Annotated in this window: 14 protein-coding genes; all 14 read right to left on the bottom strand. The window is 59.4% G+C overall.

All coding sequences use genetic code 11. The annotated features are described in order from the left end of the window. Positions 1 to 14 precede the first annotated feature (14 nt). From EST62_RS08185 to EST62_RS08120, 14 genes are read right to left on the bottom strand one after another with little or no spacing between them, the layout of a single operon-like run. Positions 15 to 929, bottom strand: coding sequence for a glycosyltransferase family 8 protein (locus tag EST62_RS08185; protein ID WP_129051612.1), 915 nt, complete (start codon positions 927 to 929; stop codon positions 15 to 17). After that, complete coding sequence (locus EST62_RS08180; protein WP_129051611.1) at positions 926 to 2,113, bottom strand: glycosyltransferase; 1,188 nt, start codon at positions 2,111 to 2,113, stop codon at positions 926 to 928. Before EST62_RS08180 ends, EST62_RS08185 begins: the two co-directional genes overlap by 4 nt. Positions 2,114 to 2,136: 23 nt before the next feature. Next, on the bottom strand, positions 2,137 to 3,336 hold the full coding sequence (locus tag EST62_RS08175; protein ID WP_129051610.1) for an SLBB domain-containing protein: 1,200 nt from the start codon (positions 3,334 to 3,336) through the stop codon (positions 2,137 to 2,139). Between the two features lie 16 nt (positions 3,337 to 3,352). Then, the gene (locus EST62_RS08170; RefSeq protein WP_129051609.1) at positions 3,353 to 3,862 is read right to left on the bottom strand and encodes a serine O-acetyltransferase; all 510 of its coding nucleotides are present in this window, start codon (positions 3,860 to 3,862) and stop codon (positions 3,353 to 3,355) included. Between the two features lie 6 nt (positions 3,863 to 3,868). Further along, positions 3,869 to 4,912, bottom strand: a complete 1,044-nt coding sequence (locus EST62_RS08165; RefSeq protein ID WP_245153549.1) for a glycosyltransferase family 2 protein — start codon at positions 4,910 to 4,912, stop codon at positions 3,869 to 3,871. After that, the gene (locus EST62_RS08160) at positions 4,909 to 5,256 is read right to left on the bottom strand and encodes a hypothetical protein (RefSeq protein ID WP_129051608.1); all 348 of its coding nucleotides are present in this window, start codon (positions 5,254 to 5,256) and stop codon (positions 4,909 to 4,911) included. The genes EST62_RS08165 and EST62_RS08160 overlap by 4 nt, the downstream gene beginning before the upstream one ends. A 43-nt stretch (positions 5,257 to 5,299) precedes the next feature. Beyond that, entirely contained in the window at positions 5,300 to 5,719 is a 420-nt protein-coding gene (locus EST62_RS08155) for an ATP-binding protein (protein WP_129051607.1), read from the bottom strand. Next, positions 5,716 to 6,066: an STAS domain-containing protein gene (locus tag EST62_RS08150; protein WP_129051606.1), complete on the bottom strand. Its 351-nt coding sequence runs from the start codon at positions 6,064 to 6,066 to the stop codon at positions 5,716 to 5,718. The genes EST62_RS08155 and EST62_RS08150 overlap by 4 nt, the downstream gene beginning before the upstream one ends. Beyond that, positions 6,063 to 7,457 carry an NDP-sugar synthase gene (locus EST62_RS08145; protein ID WP_129051605.1) on the bottom strand — a complete coding sequence of 465 codons (1,395 nt, stop codon included), beginning with the start codon at positions 7,455 to 7,457 and terminating at the stop codon, positions 6,063 to 6,065. Before EST62_RS08145 ends, EST62_RS08150 begins: the two co-directional genes overlap by 4 nt. Next, complete coding sequence (locus EST62_RS08140) at positions 7,454 to 7,819, bottom strand: STAS domain-containing protein (protein WP_129051604.1); 366 nt, start codon at positions 7,817 to 7,819, stop codon at positions 7,454 to 7,456. Before EST62_RS08140 ends, EST62_RS08145 begins: the two co-directional genes overlap by 4 nt. 8 nt (positions 7,820 to 7,827) lie before the next feature. Further along, on the bottom strand, positions 7,828 to 8,547 hold the full coding sequence (locus EST62_RS08135; protein WP_129051603.1) for a sugar transferase: 720 nt from the start codon (positions 8,545 to 8,547) through the stop codon (positions 7,828 to 7,830). Positions 8,548 to 8,553: 6 nt separating this feature from the next. Continuing rightward, positions 8,554 to 9,906: a WecB/TagA/CpsF family glycosyltransferase gene (locus tag EST62_RS08130; RefSeq protein WP_129051602.1), complete on the bottom strand. Its 1,353-nt coding sequence runs from the start codon at positions 9,904 to 9,906 to the stop codon at positions 8,554 to 8,556. 8 nt (positions 9,907 to 9,914) lie between these two features. Continuing rightward, positions 9,915 to 11,573, bottom strand: a complete 1,659-nt coding sequence (locus tag EST62_RS08125; protein WP_129051601.1) for a SpoIIE family protein phosphatase — start codon at positions 11,571 to 11,573, stop codon at positions 9,915 to 9,917. Beyond that, a complete protein-coding gene (locus tag EST62_RS08120; RefSeq protein WP_129051600.1) occupies positions 11,570 to 13,648 on the bottom strand; it encodes a PAS domain S-box protein in 2,079 nt (692 codons plus the stop codon). The genes EST62_RS08125 and EST62_RS08120 overlap by 4 nt, the downstream gene beginning before the upstream one ends. Between the last annotated feature and the right edge of the window lie 397 nt (positions 13,649 to 14,045).

Here is a 14,045-nt window from a genome sequence, read left to right as displayed (position 1 = left end):
TGGCGTTGCGAGCTTCAGGCGGTCTGTTTGTTCAGCAGCTTTTTGATCGTTGTTTTCAGGTTTTTCGGGATCATCGATTTGAAGAGGTGCGCCGGTCTCAGGTCGGAGTAGATGGCGCGGCGGTACGGAGTCATTTTCAGATAGTTCCAGTACAGGCTTTTGTACGGGTGCCGGTTCCTGAAGTGCCAGGGTTTCGAGCCGCCGGTGTAGTGAATGATGATCGGATTCGCTCTGGCTTCACGCAACTCCTCCTTGCTGAAGCAGTCAAATTTTTCATCGAACCCTTCGCTGAAAATTGACGATTGCTGATTGAATTTCAGCGGCACTTTTTTCCACTGCCCGTTGATGACCGAGTTCAGTCCGCACTGGTCGGGAAACCAGATCGCATCAGGGTTGTTTTCGATAAAGTCGATCACCTTTTTCTGCAAGCCGGTCGCCTTCCATTTCGCCAGGTTGATGAGCATCATTCCGGAGTTGAAATAGCGAGAACTTGCATCCATCTTCAACTGCCGGTGGCGGTCGAATCCGGGATCCTCGATAGCGCAGACATAGGCGTCGCCGAACTCCTGGTTGTACAACTCCTGTATCGAGCCGTTGACGATGATGTCCGAATCGAGGTAGAGCACCCTTTTTTCATCGATGAGCGAGGGAATGAGCAGGCGGTAGTAGATGCCTTTCGGATACATCGGATGTTCGGTGGCCAGCCTGGCGAACAGGTCGTCCGAAACGGTCAGATGCCTGATTTCGCAGGAGTGCCCTTTCGTGATTTCGTCGATGCGGCGACGGTCTTTCGGCGTCATGCCGCTGCTGATGATAGAGACGGTGAACGGCACGTCGCGGTTATTGAAAAGCAGCGAAACGAGCGCGGCGGCCAGGTGCTGGATGTAGTTCCTGTCGGTGGCGAAGACGATGTTGACCCTCTCGTTCATGGGCGGCGCTCTCCATTGATTGTCGAAAGCAGGTGGCTGATCCGGTTTTTGTAAGTGGTTTCGAAATCGTGCTTGCGGCCAAAACCGGCGGCGTTCCTCGATTTTCCGGCAATCTCCCCGCGACCGAGATCGAGCCGGAGGATCATCCATGCGACCGCGTCGAGATCGTCGGGCTTGACTCCCCACCCCACGTCGGCCAGATCGAGAATACCGCCAAAGGCCCGGTTGCGGTAGCCCACGATCGGTACGCCGCAGGAGAGGGTTTCGAGATAGGTGCACGAAGGGTCGCTCTGCCGGTGCAGGGCGACGAACAGATCGACCTTCTCCTTCAGTTCGGGCAGCAGTTGGCGGTGGAAGTCAACCGCGCCTCGCATCACGACCTCGCCGCCGAGGTCGTTCCTTTCGATAAACCGCTTCATCTCCTCTTCCCGGTCGCCGGTTCCGTAGATGGAGAGCAGGAACCGGAGATTGAGTTTCTTCAGCTTCACGGCGAGCTGGACAAGGTGATCCGCGCCCTTCATGGCGATGAGGCGTCCGGAGAAGGCCAGGCGGAGCGGTTGTTTGTTTTTGAGCGCGGCAAGGCGCGTTTCGAGTTCGTCGTCGCCGATAATCTGCTCTTTCGAGACTCGCGTATCGAAGTAGAGCAGGCGGTTCGGTATCTCCCTGTACTCGCTGAAAGCGGGCGCGCCGTTGCACTGAAGCCCGTCGCAAAGCTCGAAAGCCTTCACTCTTTTGCGCTCGTTGAGCCAGAGGTAGAGGTTCTGGCGAAGCCGCACGGCGGGATTGTGCGTGTCGAGGGCGACGATCTGGTAACGGGTTTCGGGAATGTACTCGATGACATAGACGCACTTGACGCCCATCTGTCGGCACAAAGCGGCGATATGGAGCTGGTCGAAAGCATCGGCGGAGGCCATGACGATCGTCGCACTCCTGATATGCTCTTTTCCGGCGATTTCGTTCTTTTTGAGCACGATGCAGTTGAACGGCATTGACGCAGGCGTTGCCTCGACCACACCGAAACTCTCAAGCGGAGAGTCGCTCGACGCCATCACGCAACTGACCGGGCCGGGCCACAACTGCGTGTAGAGCACGATGCCGTCGTAGAATTTTCGGTCGAAGCAGAGGGCTTCGCCCTTTTTCCAGACCGGCACGGAGGGGATGATGGTTAATGCTGGTTTCTGCAAGGAGCTGCTTTTTTTCAGGCCGGTTACGGGCTCGTGGTTGTTGTGGTGGTCGTGGAGGTGCCGCTCGAGCTGCTGTTGATAAACCCCGACTGGCCCCATATCTTCGAGCGCAACCGCTCCATGACGCCGAGCGATTCGAGGTCGGTGAAGCCGAGGTTCAGCATCTGCAACGAAGGCATGATTTTTTCGAGCGCATAGTTGAACCTGGCCATGCCGCCAGGGCTGACATAGATGATGTCGTTGGGCATCAGCGAGAAGTTCCTGGTGAAGTCGCCGGTTTCGAGCAGGTTTTTCAGGCTCACCCGGATGACCTCTCCCTTGAGGGTCTCTTGGCGGATGACGAACACCTTTTCGGGATCGGCATTTTTGTTCAACCCTCCGGCCAGCATGACCGCCTTGACGACCGTCATGCCGCTCCTGATCTGGATCGCGCCCGGCGTCTGTACCTCGCCGAGTACATAGACCATCTCGTCCGAAGACTCCGGAATGTAGATCACGTCATTGTTCCGGATCGGAGCGTTCAGCGCCATATTGCCGTTCCGGAGCAAATCTTCGAGGTCGATCCAGATGATGGTGTCGTTGCCCCGGATGATGGCGCACTTGGTGAGCGAGGTATCCTTGTTCTGGTCGGGAATGCCGCCCGCCAGCGCCAGCGCTTCGAGCAGCGTACCCCTGCCGGGGAAGTTGATGACGCCCGGCTTGCTCACCCTGCCAAGCACGAACGCCTTGTTGTTGTGGAACTCCTGCACGCGGATGGTCACTTCGGGCCTGATGTAGAACACTTCGAGCTTCGAGGTGACCAGCGCCATCACCTCGCCGACCGTCTTGCCGAGCACCCGGATGTTGCCGAGCCTCGGCACGGTGAGGAAGCCGTCGGGCGAAACGAGGATGCCCTCCTGCGATAGTTCAGGCCGCCGCCACACCAGAATGCTCACCATGTCTCCAGGCCCCAGGCGGTACTCGAAGGCCTCCTGCGTGTCGAGCGCCTTGACCCGGCCGGGCGTGGCGAACGCCTGCACCTTTTTCGGCGGCTCCGATTTGAAGCTGCTTTTCTGTTTTTCGGTGACGGGAGTCTCGCGCGGAGAAATAGAGCTGCACGCCGAGAGCAAGAGCAACAGCAGCGAGCAGAGTAGAGAACTCGTTCGCCTGAATCGCGCGTCGCAGCGAGTCGCGCCGGGTTGAGGGCAGGCGCAGCGCGGGAAAAACAGTTCGGTTCGTCTCATGGAAGCGTGGAATCGATCAAGACTTTTTCGGAATGATTCGGGCCGGAATGCCGACGGCGATCGAGTTCTCCGGCACCGACGAGATGACCACCGCGTTGGCTCCGACATCGACGTTGTCGCCGATGGTGATGTTGCCGAGCAGCTTGGCTCCCGCTCCGATGTTGACGTTGTTGCCGATCTTCGGGGCGGCTTTCTCCTCGATGTTTTTCAGCCCCACGGTAACGCCGTTGCGGATGATGCAGTCGTCGCCGAAGCTCGCGTAGCCGCTGATGACGATGTCGCCGAAGTGCTCGATGCGGAAGTTCCTGCCGACCGGCACTTCGCAGGGCAGCTCGATGCCGGTGAGAATCTGCGCCACCTTATAGAGAAACCGGTAGAGCAGTGAAAAGGGTTTGCGCAGCAGCGGGTTTTTGATGCCGTAGCGCCACCGGCCGTAACGATAGACCACCATCACCCAGAACCCCTGCTGGCTCCACTGGCCGCCGTAGGTTTTCAGGTCGGCCCGTATGTTCGGGAAAAGGCTCATGCGAACTTACCAGGGAATTGGTGGCGAGAACTTGCCGAAGCGCGTGTCGGCGACCGAGCGGGTGACCTGGCTTATGGTCGAGCGGGCCATCTCTTTTTTTCGCGCGGCGTCGCCAGTCGGGATCAGGAGGTTTTTCAGGTAGCGCATCGAGAACCACAGCAGCTCGATGCCAGCGCTCGCGAGCATGGTCGCAATTCCATAATTTTTGCGGTAGTAGAGCCACTCGCTGCGCATCCGGAAGGAGAGCACCTGCGAGGCGGCGCTGTCGAAGGTCTTGTCCTTGCGCGTCTTGCTGCTCGCCCCGCCGATGTGCATCACCTCGGCGTTCGGGATGAAGAAGACCTTCCAGCCCGCCTTTTTGGCCCGCAGGCAGAGGTCGGTCTCCTCGTAATAAATAAAGAAGCGCTCGTCGAAGGGGCCGATCTTGTCGAGCATCGCCTTGCGCACGATGGTGAAGGTGCCGGGCACCCAGTCCACCTCCATCGGGCGGTCGTGGGCGAAGTCGCCGAACTCGTGCCAGTTCAGCCAGCGCGATTTCGGAAACTTCGCCCGAAGGCCCGAGAGCGTCAAGAGCTTGGTCAAAGGCGAAGGGAAGCGCCGAGCCGACGGTTCGAGCCGTCCCTCCGGCGAGATGATCTTGCCGCCGCACAGGCCGCATTCGGGGTGCTCGTTCATGAAACGCACGGCGTTGGGAATCGACGACGGGCCAACGTAAGCGTCGGGATTCAGGAGCACGATGTACTCGCCGGAGGCTTGCCGGAACGCCTGATTATTGGCCGCCGCGAAGCCGAGGTTCTGCCTGTTGGCAATGAGCCGAGCCTCCGGAAAGCGCTCGGCGACCATCTCCGCCGACTGGTCGCGGGAGTCGTTATCGACCACGAAAACCTCCATCTCCCTGCCCATGCCGCTTTTGAACAGCGCGTCGAGGCAGTTCGCGAGAATCTCCCGCGTGTTGAAACTGACGATAACGACCGTGACCATCGGTTCGAGTGTTTTTGACATGGAGATGATATTGGAATTTCCTTCGCGCCGGTAGGTGACGCGCCTCATGCGTGGTCGCGCTGCCAGTTTTCCAGGTATTCCGTGGCGGCGTCGAGGTCGTCGAACAGTTGAACCAGCTCATTGGCATTGGTCGTCTCGAAAAATCTGCGCAACGGTTTGTCCCCGGCGGGTGCGCTCACGGCGCTGGCTTTACGTTTGTGCCGAAGCGTATAGACGATGTCTTCAAGGCCCTCTTCGTCAACGTTATCGACATGTTCCAGATCGATGACGACCATTTGATCCGGATAGCGAACCGGGCGGTTTTGCGCGAGTTCATTAGCCGAGTACTCGTTGAGCCTTCCGTAGAGGGCGAGGATGGCGATATCGCCTTTCGATGTTTCCTGAATGATCATGACGCGCTTTTTTTCTGTTGGCGGTAAATGGGTCCCCGCATGGTCAAAGCGTTTTTGACATGGAGATGATATTGGAATTTCCTTCGCGCCGGTAGGTGACGCAGTCCATCACCTTGCGGATGATCCAGAGGCCGTAGCCGTTTTCGGGATAGCTTTCGATGTCGGGCGCGGGCGTATCGATGCTGAACGGGCTGTTGGCATCGAGCAGGCTCACCGTGAGCCGCCGTTTTTCGATCTCGAAGGTGAGCGTGACCGTCGGCGGCGTGTCGTGCTCACCGGCGTATTTCACCGAGTTGGTAAAGGCTTCGCTGATGGCCAGTTCAAAGTCGTGGATGAATTGCGTCTCATCGGATGCGGAACGGTTTTCGCCGGTCAGGAGACTGGCCACCGAGGTTGTGGTTTGCCGGGCAACCTCGGTGAAGAGCGGGTCGCCCGGCAAGGTAAGCGTGATGATGCTGCTCATGTGCGGGCGATTTGCCGGGTTGCCGCGAAATCGACGGCGGCCGAGGTGTCATCGAAAATATGGAAAAGTCTCTGGGCGTTGGTGGTCTCGAAAGTCCTGCGCACCTTGTTGTTCATGCAGGAGAGCACAATGCCGCAGGCCGGGTCGCCTTTCTCCCTGGCCGCGCCGACGATGGCTCCCAGGCCGCTGCTGTCCATAAAATCCACCTTTTCCAGATCGAGGACAACCGCCGTTTTCGGGTCGGCAACCGGCGGGCTGCCTCGGAGTTTCGGAGCCGAGAGGGCGTCGAGCCTGCCTTCGAGGGCGACGATGACGATGCCGTTTGCCGATGTTTCGGTAATAATCATGGGGTGGTTTTTTCGTGAGGGCGGTTGACGAAGGCTTTCACGACGAGGCCGATGTCCGAGATCGGGCCGCTGTGCACGAGGTGGTAGCGCTCGACGATGGCCGCGTCGCCGCCGGTGGCGGGCCACTGTTCGGCTTCGGCGTAGCTGAAGACGCCGGGCCGGTAGGCGAGCGCGTTTGCCGGAGCGTTCGGATGCTGCGTCTCAGCCGGAAGCGGCGTGCTGCCGATGAGCGCGAGTTCGGCGGTGAGCACCCTGAAGAGCCAGGGATAGCGATCCAGCGAAAGGGTGGAAGCTATCGTGTCCAGAGCGTTTGCGGCGTCGGGTTCGACCTTGCCGAGCGAAATGGTTTCGCCGGACTTTCCGGAGAGATAGTCGCCGGTCGCCGATCTCCATCCTCCGCCAAGCCGGAGCAGCGTCGAGACGACGAGGAACGGAACGGCAAGCAGCACGATCAGGATGAGCGCGCCGAGGGCGTGTACGATTTTACGCGGAAGCGCGCCCAGTGCCTCGGATTTCCGGATGCCGCTGAGCAGGTGCGGATCCTCCATCGTGACCGCCACGCCGCTCACCGGATCGCTCAGCCGGTTGCCCGAAGCGATCCGCCCGATCACTTCGAGCTGCTCGCCGATGTAGGTGTTGTCGAAGACGATGCTCGACTCCACCGTGCTCTCCCGGTCGATGATGACGTTGCTGCCAATGATGGCCGACGGGCCGATGATCGCGTCGCCGAGGAGCTGAACGTTGTTGCCGATGCTCACGGGCTTGCGGATCTCCACCGATTTGCTCATGACCACGTTCCTGCCGATAGCGCATCCCGGCTCGCCACCGTAGCCGGGCAGAACGTAGCGGTCGGCTCCGGTTTCGAGCGCCTCCATCGATGCGCGGTAGTAGCTCGCCATGCCGTCGAGCGCCATGAGCGACAGGGGAGCGTCGGCTGCCTGCGCTTCCGGTTTTTCCGGAGCGCCGAAAAGCGTGATGCTTCCGCCGGGGCCAGCGACCCACTCGCCCTCCGGCATCGAACCGGCGAGGCTTTTGTAGTCGCGCCGTTTGTCGTAGCGGACGAACGAGAAGCCGCTCACCATCATGACCCGCTCCTTGTCGCAGAACCTGCGGTTTTTGCCGAGCATCGTCTCGACGCTGTCGCCCGTTTGCATGTTCGCGTAGGAGATGTCGATACCCCAACGACTGCCATTCTCGCAGTAGCGCTCCACCGCATCGAGTTCGCCATCGCCGAGGATGCGTACAGCCGGGCTGCCGACGAGGATGGCGAAATCGATCAGGAATTCGATGAAGGGCTTGTTGCAGATTGGCAGAAGCAGCGGATGAACGCAGGGGAACGCATCGCGAACCCACGCACACTCCGCTTCCCTGAGCGCCAGAATGGTTTTCATTTCGCGCTTCCCGGATCGGCTCCGGCGGCGAACGACGCAACCGCTTCGCCCCGGTTGGTAAAGATCGAAAAGAGCCGCGTCGCCTTGGTGAGTTCAAAAACCATGGCCACCTTTCCATTCAGTTCGGACAGTCTCAGGTCGCCCTTGTTGTCGATTGCCTTTCGCAGGCACCCCACAATCGCGCCCAGACCGCTGCTGTCGATAAAATCCAGACGGCTGCAATCAAACACCAGAAACGGCGTTTTCTCCAGCCATTCAGGCATGATTTTCTGCAACGGCTTGCTGTTGCTGGCGTCGAGCCGCCCCTCCAGCTCGGCGATGCCCACCAGGTGGCCGTCGATGTTGTCGAGAGTGAATTTCATGACAGGTTTCAGTAAGCTCCCCTGCCGCTGATGACGGCCGGGATGGTTCTCAGAAGAAGGCGCAGGTCGCTGATGATGCCCGCGCTCTGGATGTATTGCAAGTCGAGTCGTACCTGATCGGTGAACGCAATGTCGCTCCTGCCGCTCACCTGCCACAGGCCGGTGATGCCCGGAATGGCGTGCAGCCGCTTGCGCTGTTCGAGTGTGTATTGCGCCACCTCCTTCGGCAGCGGCGGGCGCGGACCGACCAGGCTCATGTCACCCTTGAGCACGTTGATGAGCTGGGGAAGTTCGTCGATGCTGAACTTGCGGATGATGCGCCCCGTGCGGGTGATGCGCGGGTCTTTTTTCATTTTGAAGATCACCCCGTCCTTCGACTCGTTCTGCGTTGAGAGTTCAGTTTTGAGCTTTTCGGCGTTCACCACCATTGAGCGAAACTTGTAAAACCGGAAGTGGCGGCCATTCCTGCCGACCCGCGTCTGCACGAAGAAGACCGGCCCCGGATTTTCCAGCACGATCGAGAGCGCCGTCAGCGCGAAGACCGGCAACAGAAGGACGAGGGCCAGCGTCGAAACCGCGATGTCGAGCAGGCGTTTGGCAAGGTAGGAGAGGCGGATGGTGTTCTCCCAGGCGGCAACTTTCAGTTTTCCCCGCAGCCGGAGCGATGGGCGGATGTTGCCGCTGATTTTCCGGATCAGCTCGCGGCGGACGGTTGGATCGAGTTCCATTGCATTTCAGGGGTTCGAGCTTTGGTCAAGCACTTTCCACTTCATCACCCGGTACAGGAACAGGGGATTGCCCACGACGTAGCGTTTCCACATTCTGCCGGGTTCCTGCAAAATCCGGTAAACCCACTCCAGGCCGATTTCACGCAGCCAGCGCGGAGCGCGTTTAATGTTGCCCGAAAAGAAATCGAACAGTCCGCCGACGCCCATGAGGATCGCTGGTTTTAGTTCCGAGCGGTGGCGGATGATCCACTCCTCCTGGAGCGGCGCGCCGAAGGCCACCAGCAGAACCGAGGCGTTCGAGCGGTTGATGGCTTCGATTACCCCGGCGTTTTCCGTTTTCCGGTCGAAGTAGCCGTGCATTACGCCCGCGATGGTGACGCTATATTTTTGCGCAATGGTGTCGCCAGCCTTTTCGGCAACGCCGGGCTTGCCGCCGAGCAGAAAGATCGAGCGCCGCTCTTCGGCGGCCATCGTGCACAGAAACGGGAGCATGTCGGTGCCGTTGATGTTTTCGCGCAGCGGCGTACCGAGCATCTTGCCCGCGATGACCAGTCCGATGCCGTCGGGCAGAATATGGTCGGCGGCCATGAGCGCCTCGCGGTAGTTGCGGTCGGCGACGCTCTTGTTCATGCAGTCGGGGTTGACGAAAAAGATGGCCGACTGCCGCTCCTCTTCGAGCGCTTGGCGGATCATTCCGATTGCCGTCTGCATCGTCATGTTGCCGATCTTCATGCCGAGCAGCCGGAAGAAGGGCGAAGGCGATGCCTCCTTTTCGGAAAAGAGCATCGCCGGAAGAGCGCGCAGAATCAGTAAAAAGTCGTAAACCGGGTGCTTTCTGAAGATGTACTCCCACTCGGTGGCCTCGCGCCCCTCGTGCGCGATCCGGCTGCTTTGCCGGATGCTCCAGAGCGAGATGATGCCCGGCTTTACCATGCTGATGTACCCCTGTTCAGGCGCGGCGGCGGGGGATGGCTGCCAGTCGCGAATCGCGGTGCCCGCCAAAGCGAGTCGCCCGGTAAAAAGCTCCAGAAACCACGGCAGCGTTGCCATGCCGCCCGAAAGCCCGTCGAAGTTCCGGAGCGTCAGAGGCTTGCCCGAACGCCCGAACACCGTGCGCTTCGAGAAGAGCGGCTTTCCGGCGGGCAGCCGGACGGCGAGCCGTGCAAGCAGCACCGGAACGAAAACGAAGAGCGAGACCGAGAGCGCCACGGCAATCTCGATCAGCCGCACGACCAGCTCCGAGAGCGCCGTGCTCACGGCAAAGGCCAGGCGGCGTCGAACGCCGCGCCGCGCTCGCGAGTGCCCGGTAAGCCGTTTTTCCAGCGCACGGGCCTCTTGCGCCGACCGGTTTACGCTCATCGCCGGATTCAGTTTCGCGCCGGTTGCGGCGCTCCGTTCCCGCCGATGCGGATCACGATGCAGGTGACGTCGTCCTCAAAATTGGTGCAGCCGCAGAACCGCATCAGCTCCTCCTCGATTTTTTCGACAATCGCCGAGGTTGGCAGCGCGGCGGATTTTTCGAGCAGGGCGGTGAAGCGCTCTTCGCCGAAGAGTTCGTCGCCGGGCGAGCGGTTTTCGGTGATGCCATCGGAGTAGAGCACGACCAGGTCGTTCTGTTCAACCGCGAAGCACGACTGCCGGTACTCCTCCTTTTCGATCATGCCCATCGGCAGGTTGTCACCCTTGACGAGGCGGCAGCGACCCGTTTTTGACGGCAGGTGGATGATCGGGTTGTGGCCGCAATCCACGAAGGCGATTTGACGGTTTTGCAGGTCGAGACGCAGGAACAACAGGGTAGAGTAGAGGCCGAGCTCAATCAGCTCGTGAATGCAGCGCTCGTGGATGCGCCCGACGATCCGCTCCACCGGCGGAAGCGCCTTCAGGCTGACCTGCTCTTCGGCGATGGTTTTCAGATAGAGCGACTTCAGCCCGGCTGCGGCCAGGGCCGACTGGATGCCGTGGCCCATTACATCGCCGATGAGCAGGTCGGCCTGAAGGGAGTCGTACTCGATCAGCTCGGTGAAGTCGCCGTCGAGATGGCCGGAGGAGCGCATCAGGTAGCTGATTTCAATGTCCCGCAGTGTGATCGGGGCCTGGCTCTGCAAGAGCTTTTTCTCGATCTGCGACTCCAGCTCCTTCTGCATGGATTCATACTGCTTGCGGCTTTTTTCCTCCTCGATCCTTGTGGTGATGTCGCGCGCCACCAGCACGCTGTGCGGGCCGCTTTCGAGGTGTACGCACCCTCTCGAAATTTCGAGCGGCAGGCGGGAGCCGTTTTGGCGAAGGCCCTCGATCTGCATGACCAGTCCGGCGCAACTCTTGGGCGTCTCCCCGGAGGCTCGGGCGATGAGGTTGTTCAGCTCCATTGCGGTTGGCGATTCCGGAAAGATTTCGGCGACCGGCTGCGCCAGGTGCTCGCTTCTCCGGTAGCCGAACATCGCCTCAGCCGCCGTGTTGCGATAGCGGATCACCCCCTTTTCATCGAGCATGAAGACCGCGTCCTGCGCTGCGTCGTTCATCGAACGGAACTGCTCCTCGCTTCGTTTCAGGTCGGCGGCCAGCTTTTCGAGCGTGGCGTTGGCCTCGGTCAGTTGCCGGTTCTTAAACGAAATTTCGTCGAACAGCTCCTCGCGCTCGATTTTCAGGCAGTAGTAGTCGAGGGCGTCGTTCAGGATGCTTTTGAACGATTCAGGATCGACGGGTTTGGGAATGAAGCGGAAAATCTCACCCTTGTTGACCGACTCGATGATCTGCTCGATGTCCTGCGATCCGCTGACGATCATCCGCAGCGTGGCGGGGAAGAGCCGCTTGACCTCCTTGATAAGCTCCAGGCCGTTCATTCCCGGCATCCGGAGGTCGGAGACGACCAGATCGACAGGGTTTTCCGCCATCAGCCGGAGCGCCTCATCGGCGTTGTCCACAAAGAATTTCCGGTACTCCTCCCTTCTCAGAAACCGGTTGAGCGAGGTGAGAATGTCAGACTCGTCATCAACGAAAAGAATGGTGAGTTCGTCACGGTTTTTCATGATGCTTCGGGTGCTGGGGCGGCCTTCAGCGGCAGCCGGATGGTGAAGACCGATCCTCCCTGCGGCGGGCAGGAGACGGCGAGGGTTCCGCCATGCTTGTTGGCGATGATGTCATACGAAATGCTCAGGCCAAGCCCGGTGCCCTTGCCGGGTTCTTTGGTGGTGAAGAACGGCTCGAAAATCCGGTTCCGGATCTCCGGAGGTATGCCTGGGCCGTCATCGGCGATGGTGCACCAGACCACCTCCTCGTCGTAGCCGGTCTCGATGATGATTCTCCCCTTCTCATGCCGCTTCTGCGAGGCGATGGCGTGGGCGCAGTTGACGACCAGGTTCAGGAAGACCTGGTTGATCTGCTCCGGATTGCAGGCCGCAGGCGGCAGTTCGGCAAGCCGGGTATCCACTTCGGCATAGTAGCGGTACTCGTTCTGGGCGATGATGAGCGTGTCGCGAATGCCCTGGTTGAGGTCGAAGGGGACCCGTTGGTCGAGCGCGTGCTGGAACGAGAAGTTGCGCATACTGCTCAGAATGGTGCCGATCCGCTCGAAGCCGCGCCGGGAGTCGTCGAACAGTTCGGGAAGCTCGTTGAGCAAGGCGTCCACGTTCAGCTTTTTTTCGAGGCTCTTCACCTTTTCCAGCGCCTCTGGCATCGGGCCTGACTCCCTGATGTTCTCGAAAAGAGAGCGATACTCCCTGACGAGTTGACCCAGGTCGTTGACATCTTCCCGGAGCGTGGCGAAGTTGATTCTCACGAAGTTGACCGGGTTGTTGATTTCGTGCGCCAGACCGGCGGCAAGCTGGCCGATCGAGGCGAGCTTCTCCTGGAGAATCATCTGCTGGTGGGTCACTTCGAGTTCCTGCGTCCTTTCCCTGACGCGCTCTTCGAGCGTCTGGTTCAGTTCGAGCAGTTTCTCTTCATTCCTTTTGCGCTCCGTAATGTCGATGCCGAGGCCGCGAATGCCGATGGGTACCCCGCGCCTGATGATCGGTTCGGTGTAGATGAGCATGGGAAAGGTCGTGCCATCTTTTTTCTGCGTGATGTACTCGTGGTTGTCGAAGCTGATGCCCTTGACCCGGGCCGTCATGTTCTGCAATACCCGAAGGCGCTCTTCGGGAGCGAACAGCCTTGTCGCCTCGAATCCCTGCGCTATATCGCTTCTGGTATAGCCGAAAAGGTCGAGGCCCGCCTTGTTGGAAAAGATGATGTTACCGGTGAGATCGATCTCGAAAACAGGCTGAAGCAACAAATCTGCCAGCTCCTGAAAGCTTTGCTCGCTTTCGGCCAGCGCCTCCTGCTCCTTTTTGCGCTGGGTAATATCCTGCTTGATGCTGATGAAATGGACGATCTCGGCGTCCGGGCCGGTGATCGGGCAGACGATGCAGTATTCGGTGTAGCGTTCTCCGTTTTTTTTCTTGTTGACGATCTCGCCCTGCCAGATTTTACCAGCGCTGATGGTCTCCCAGAAGTTGCGGTAAAAGTGCTTCGAGTTCGCCCCGGAGTTCAGAATGCTCATCGACTGCCCCTTCGCCTCCGCCTCCGTGTAGCCCGACAGCGCCGTAAATCCGGGATTGCTGTACTCAATGATGCCCTGGTCGCTGGTGATGACCACTCCCAGAGGTAGCTGCGTAATGGCCGCCGAGAAGAGCATCAGCTTGTTGCGCAGCTCGAACTCGGTCAGGGCGTTCCGGATGTTGATGCCGAGCCGGTTGATGCTGACCGGCTTGAGCAGATAGGCGTAAGCGCCGAGGTTCATCGAGAAGATTGCCTGTTCGATGTCGCTCGAACTCGAAACGATGATGACCGGAATCGATATGCTGTGCTCGTGCAGGTACGTGAGCACTTTGAGACCGGTCTTTCTCGGTTCGCTGATGTCGAGCAGGAGCAGCTCGATCATGCAGGTGCCGAACAGCTCGATGCACGCCTCGTCGCTGTCGGCCATCAGCGACGTATAGCCGAGCTGCTCGACGCTGGCCGCCGTGTGGTTCCGGGAAACGGGATCGGCATCGACAACCAGTATTGTGGTGTACTTGTCGGGCGCATACGGCAGGGTTCCCGCGCTGTCCGGAATGACATTCATGACATCTTGCCCGCTTTTTTCACTGGTTTGGCGATCTTGCCGATCACGGTCTCAAGGCCGACACCGGGATGCTGATGGGGGTTTTATGCGAAGCGGTCATTTCGTAGAGGTGCAATCCGGTGTGAGCCTGAGCTTTCCGTTGGCAGCCGGGGTGAATGCTGGAGGGCATAAGGTCAAATTGAGTGCGAACCGGTCAGATTAAACCATACAGCTTCGCTACCTTCAAACACATCTGCCTGAAAACCGGAAGCGATAGATGAACAAAAAACCAGACTAAAAGCGAGGCTCACTGCATTCTGACTTTCCGGGCGGAACGCCCCGTCGCTATGTTCCGGTTAACCGGTACTCACGTTCGACATGCCGTTCAAGAGGTTGCCGACTAATGGGAAGTTTGAGG

The organism is Chlorobaculum sp. 24CR (assembly GCF_004118635.1).
In the GTDB taxonomy this organism is placed as follows: Bacteria; Bacteroidota; Chlorobiia; order Chlorobiales; family Chlorobiaceae; genus Chlorobaculum.
This window is presented reverse-complemented; position numbering and strand designations above follow the sequence as displayed.

Excerpts from the sequence above, each read along its gene's own strand:
- EST62_RS08165 (WP_245153549.1), bottom strand. The coding sequence starts at position 4,912 with ATGAGGCGCGTCACCTACCGGCGCGAAGGAAATTCCAATATCATCTCC.
- EST62_RS08140 (WP_129051604.1), bottom strand. The coding sequence starts at position 7,819 with ATGAAATTCACTCTCGACAACATCGACGGCCACCTGGTGGGCATCGCC.
- EST62_RS08135 (WP_129051603.1), bottom strand. The coding sequence starts at position 8,547 with ATGGAACTCGATCCAACCGTCCGCCGCGAGCTGATCCGGAAAATCAGC.
- EST62_RS08175 (WP_129051610.1), bottom strand. The coding sequence starts at position 3,336 with ATGAGACGAACCGAACTGTTTTTCCCGCGCTGCGCCTGCCCTCAACCC.
- EST62_RS08120 (WP_129051600.1), bottom strand. The coding sequence starts at position 13,648 with ATGAATGTCATTCCGGACAGCGCGGGAACCCTGCCGTATGCGCCCGAC.
- EST62_RS08170 (WP_129051609.1), bottom strand. The coding sequence starts at position 3,862 with ATGAGCCTTTTCCCGAACATACGGGCCGACCTGAAAACCTACGGCGGC.
- EST62_RS08145 (WP_129051605.1), bottom strand. The coding sequence starts at position 7,457 with ATGAAAACCATTCTGGCGCTCAGGGAAGCGGAGTGTGCGTGGGTTCGC.
- EST62_RS08185 (WP_129051612.1), bottom strand. The coding sequence starts at position 929 with ATGAACGAGAGGGTCAACATCGTCTTCGCCACCGACAGGAACTACATC.
- EST62_RS08130 (WP_129051602.1), bottom strand. The coding sequence starts at position 9,906 with ATGAGCGTAAACCGGTCGGCGCAAGAGGCCCGTGCGCTGGAAAAACGG.
- EST62_RS08155 (WP_129051607.1), bottom strand. The coding sequence starts at position 5,719 with ATGAGCAGCATCATCACGCTTACCTTGCCGGGCGACCCGCTCTTCACC.
- EST62_RS08160 (WP_129051608.1), bottom strand. The coding sequence starts at position 5,256 with ATGATCATTCAGGAAACATCGAAAGGCGATATCGCCATCCTCGCCCTC.
- EST62_RS08150 (WP_129051606.1), bottom strand. The coding sequence starts at position 6,066 with ATGATTATTACCGAAACATCGGCAAACGGCATCGTCATCGTCGCCCTC.
- EST62_RS08125 (WP_129051601.1), bottom strand. The coding sequence starts at position 11,573 with ATGAAAAACCGTGACGAACTCACCATTCTTTTCGTTGATGACGAGTCT.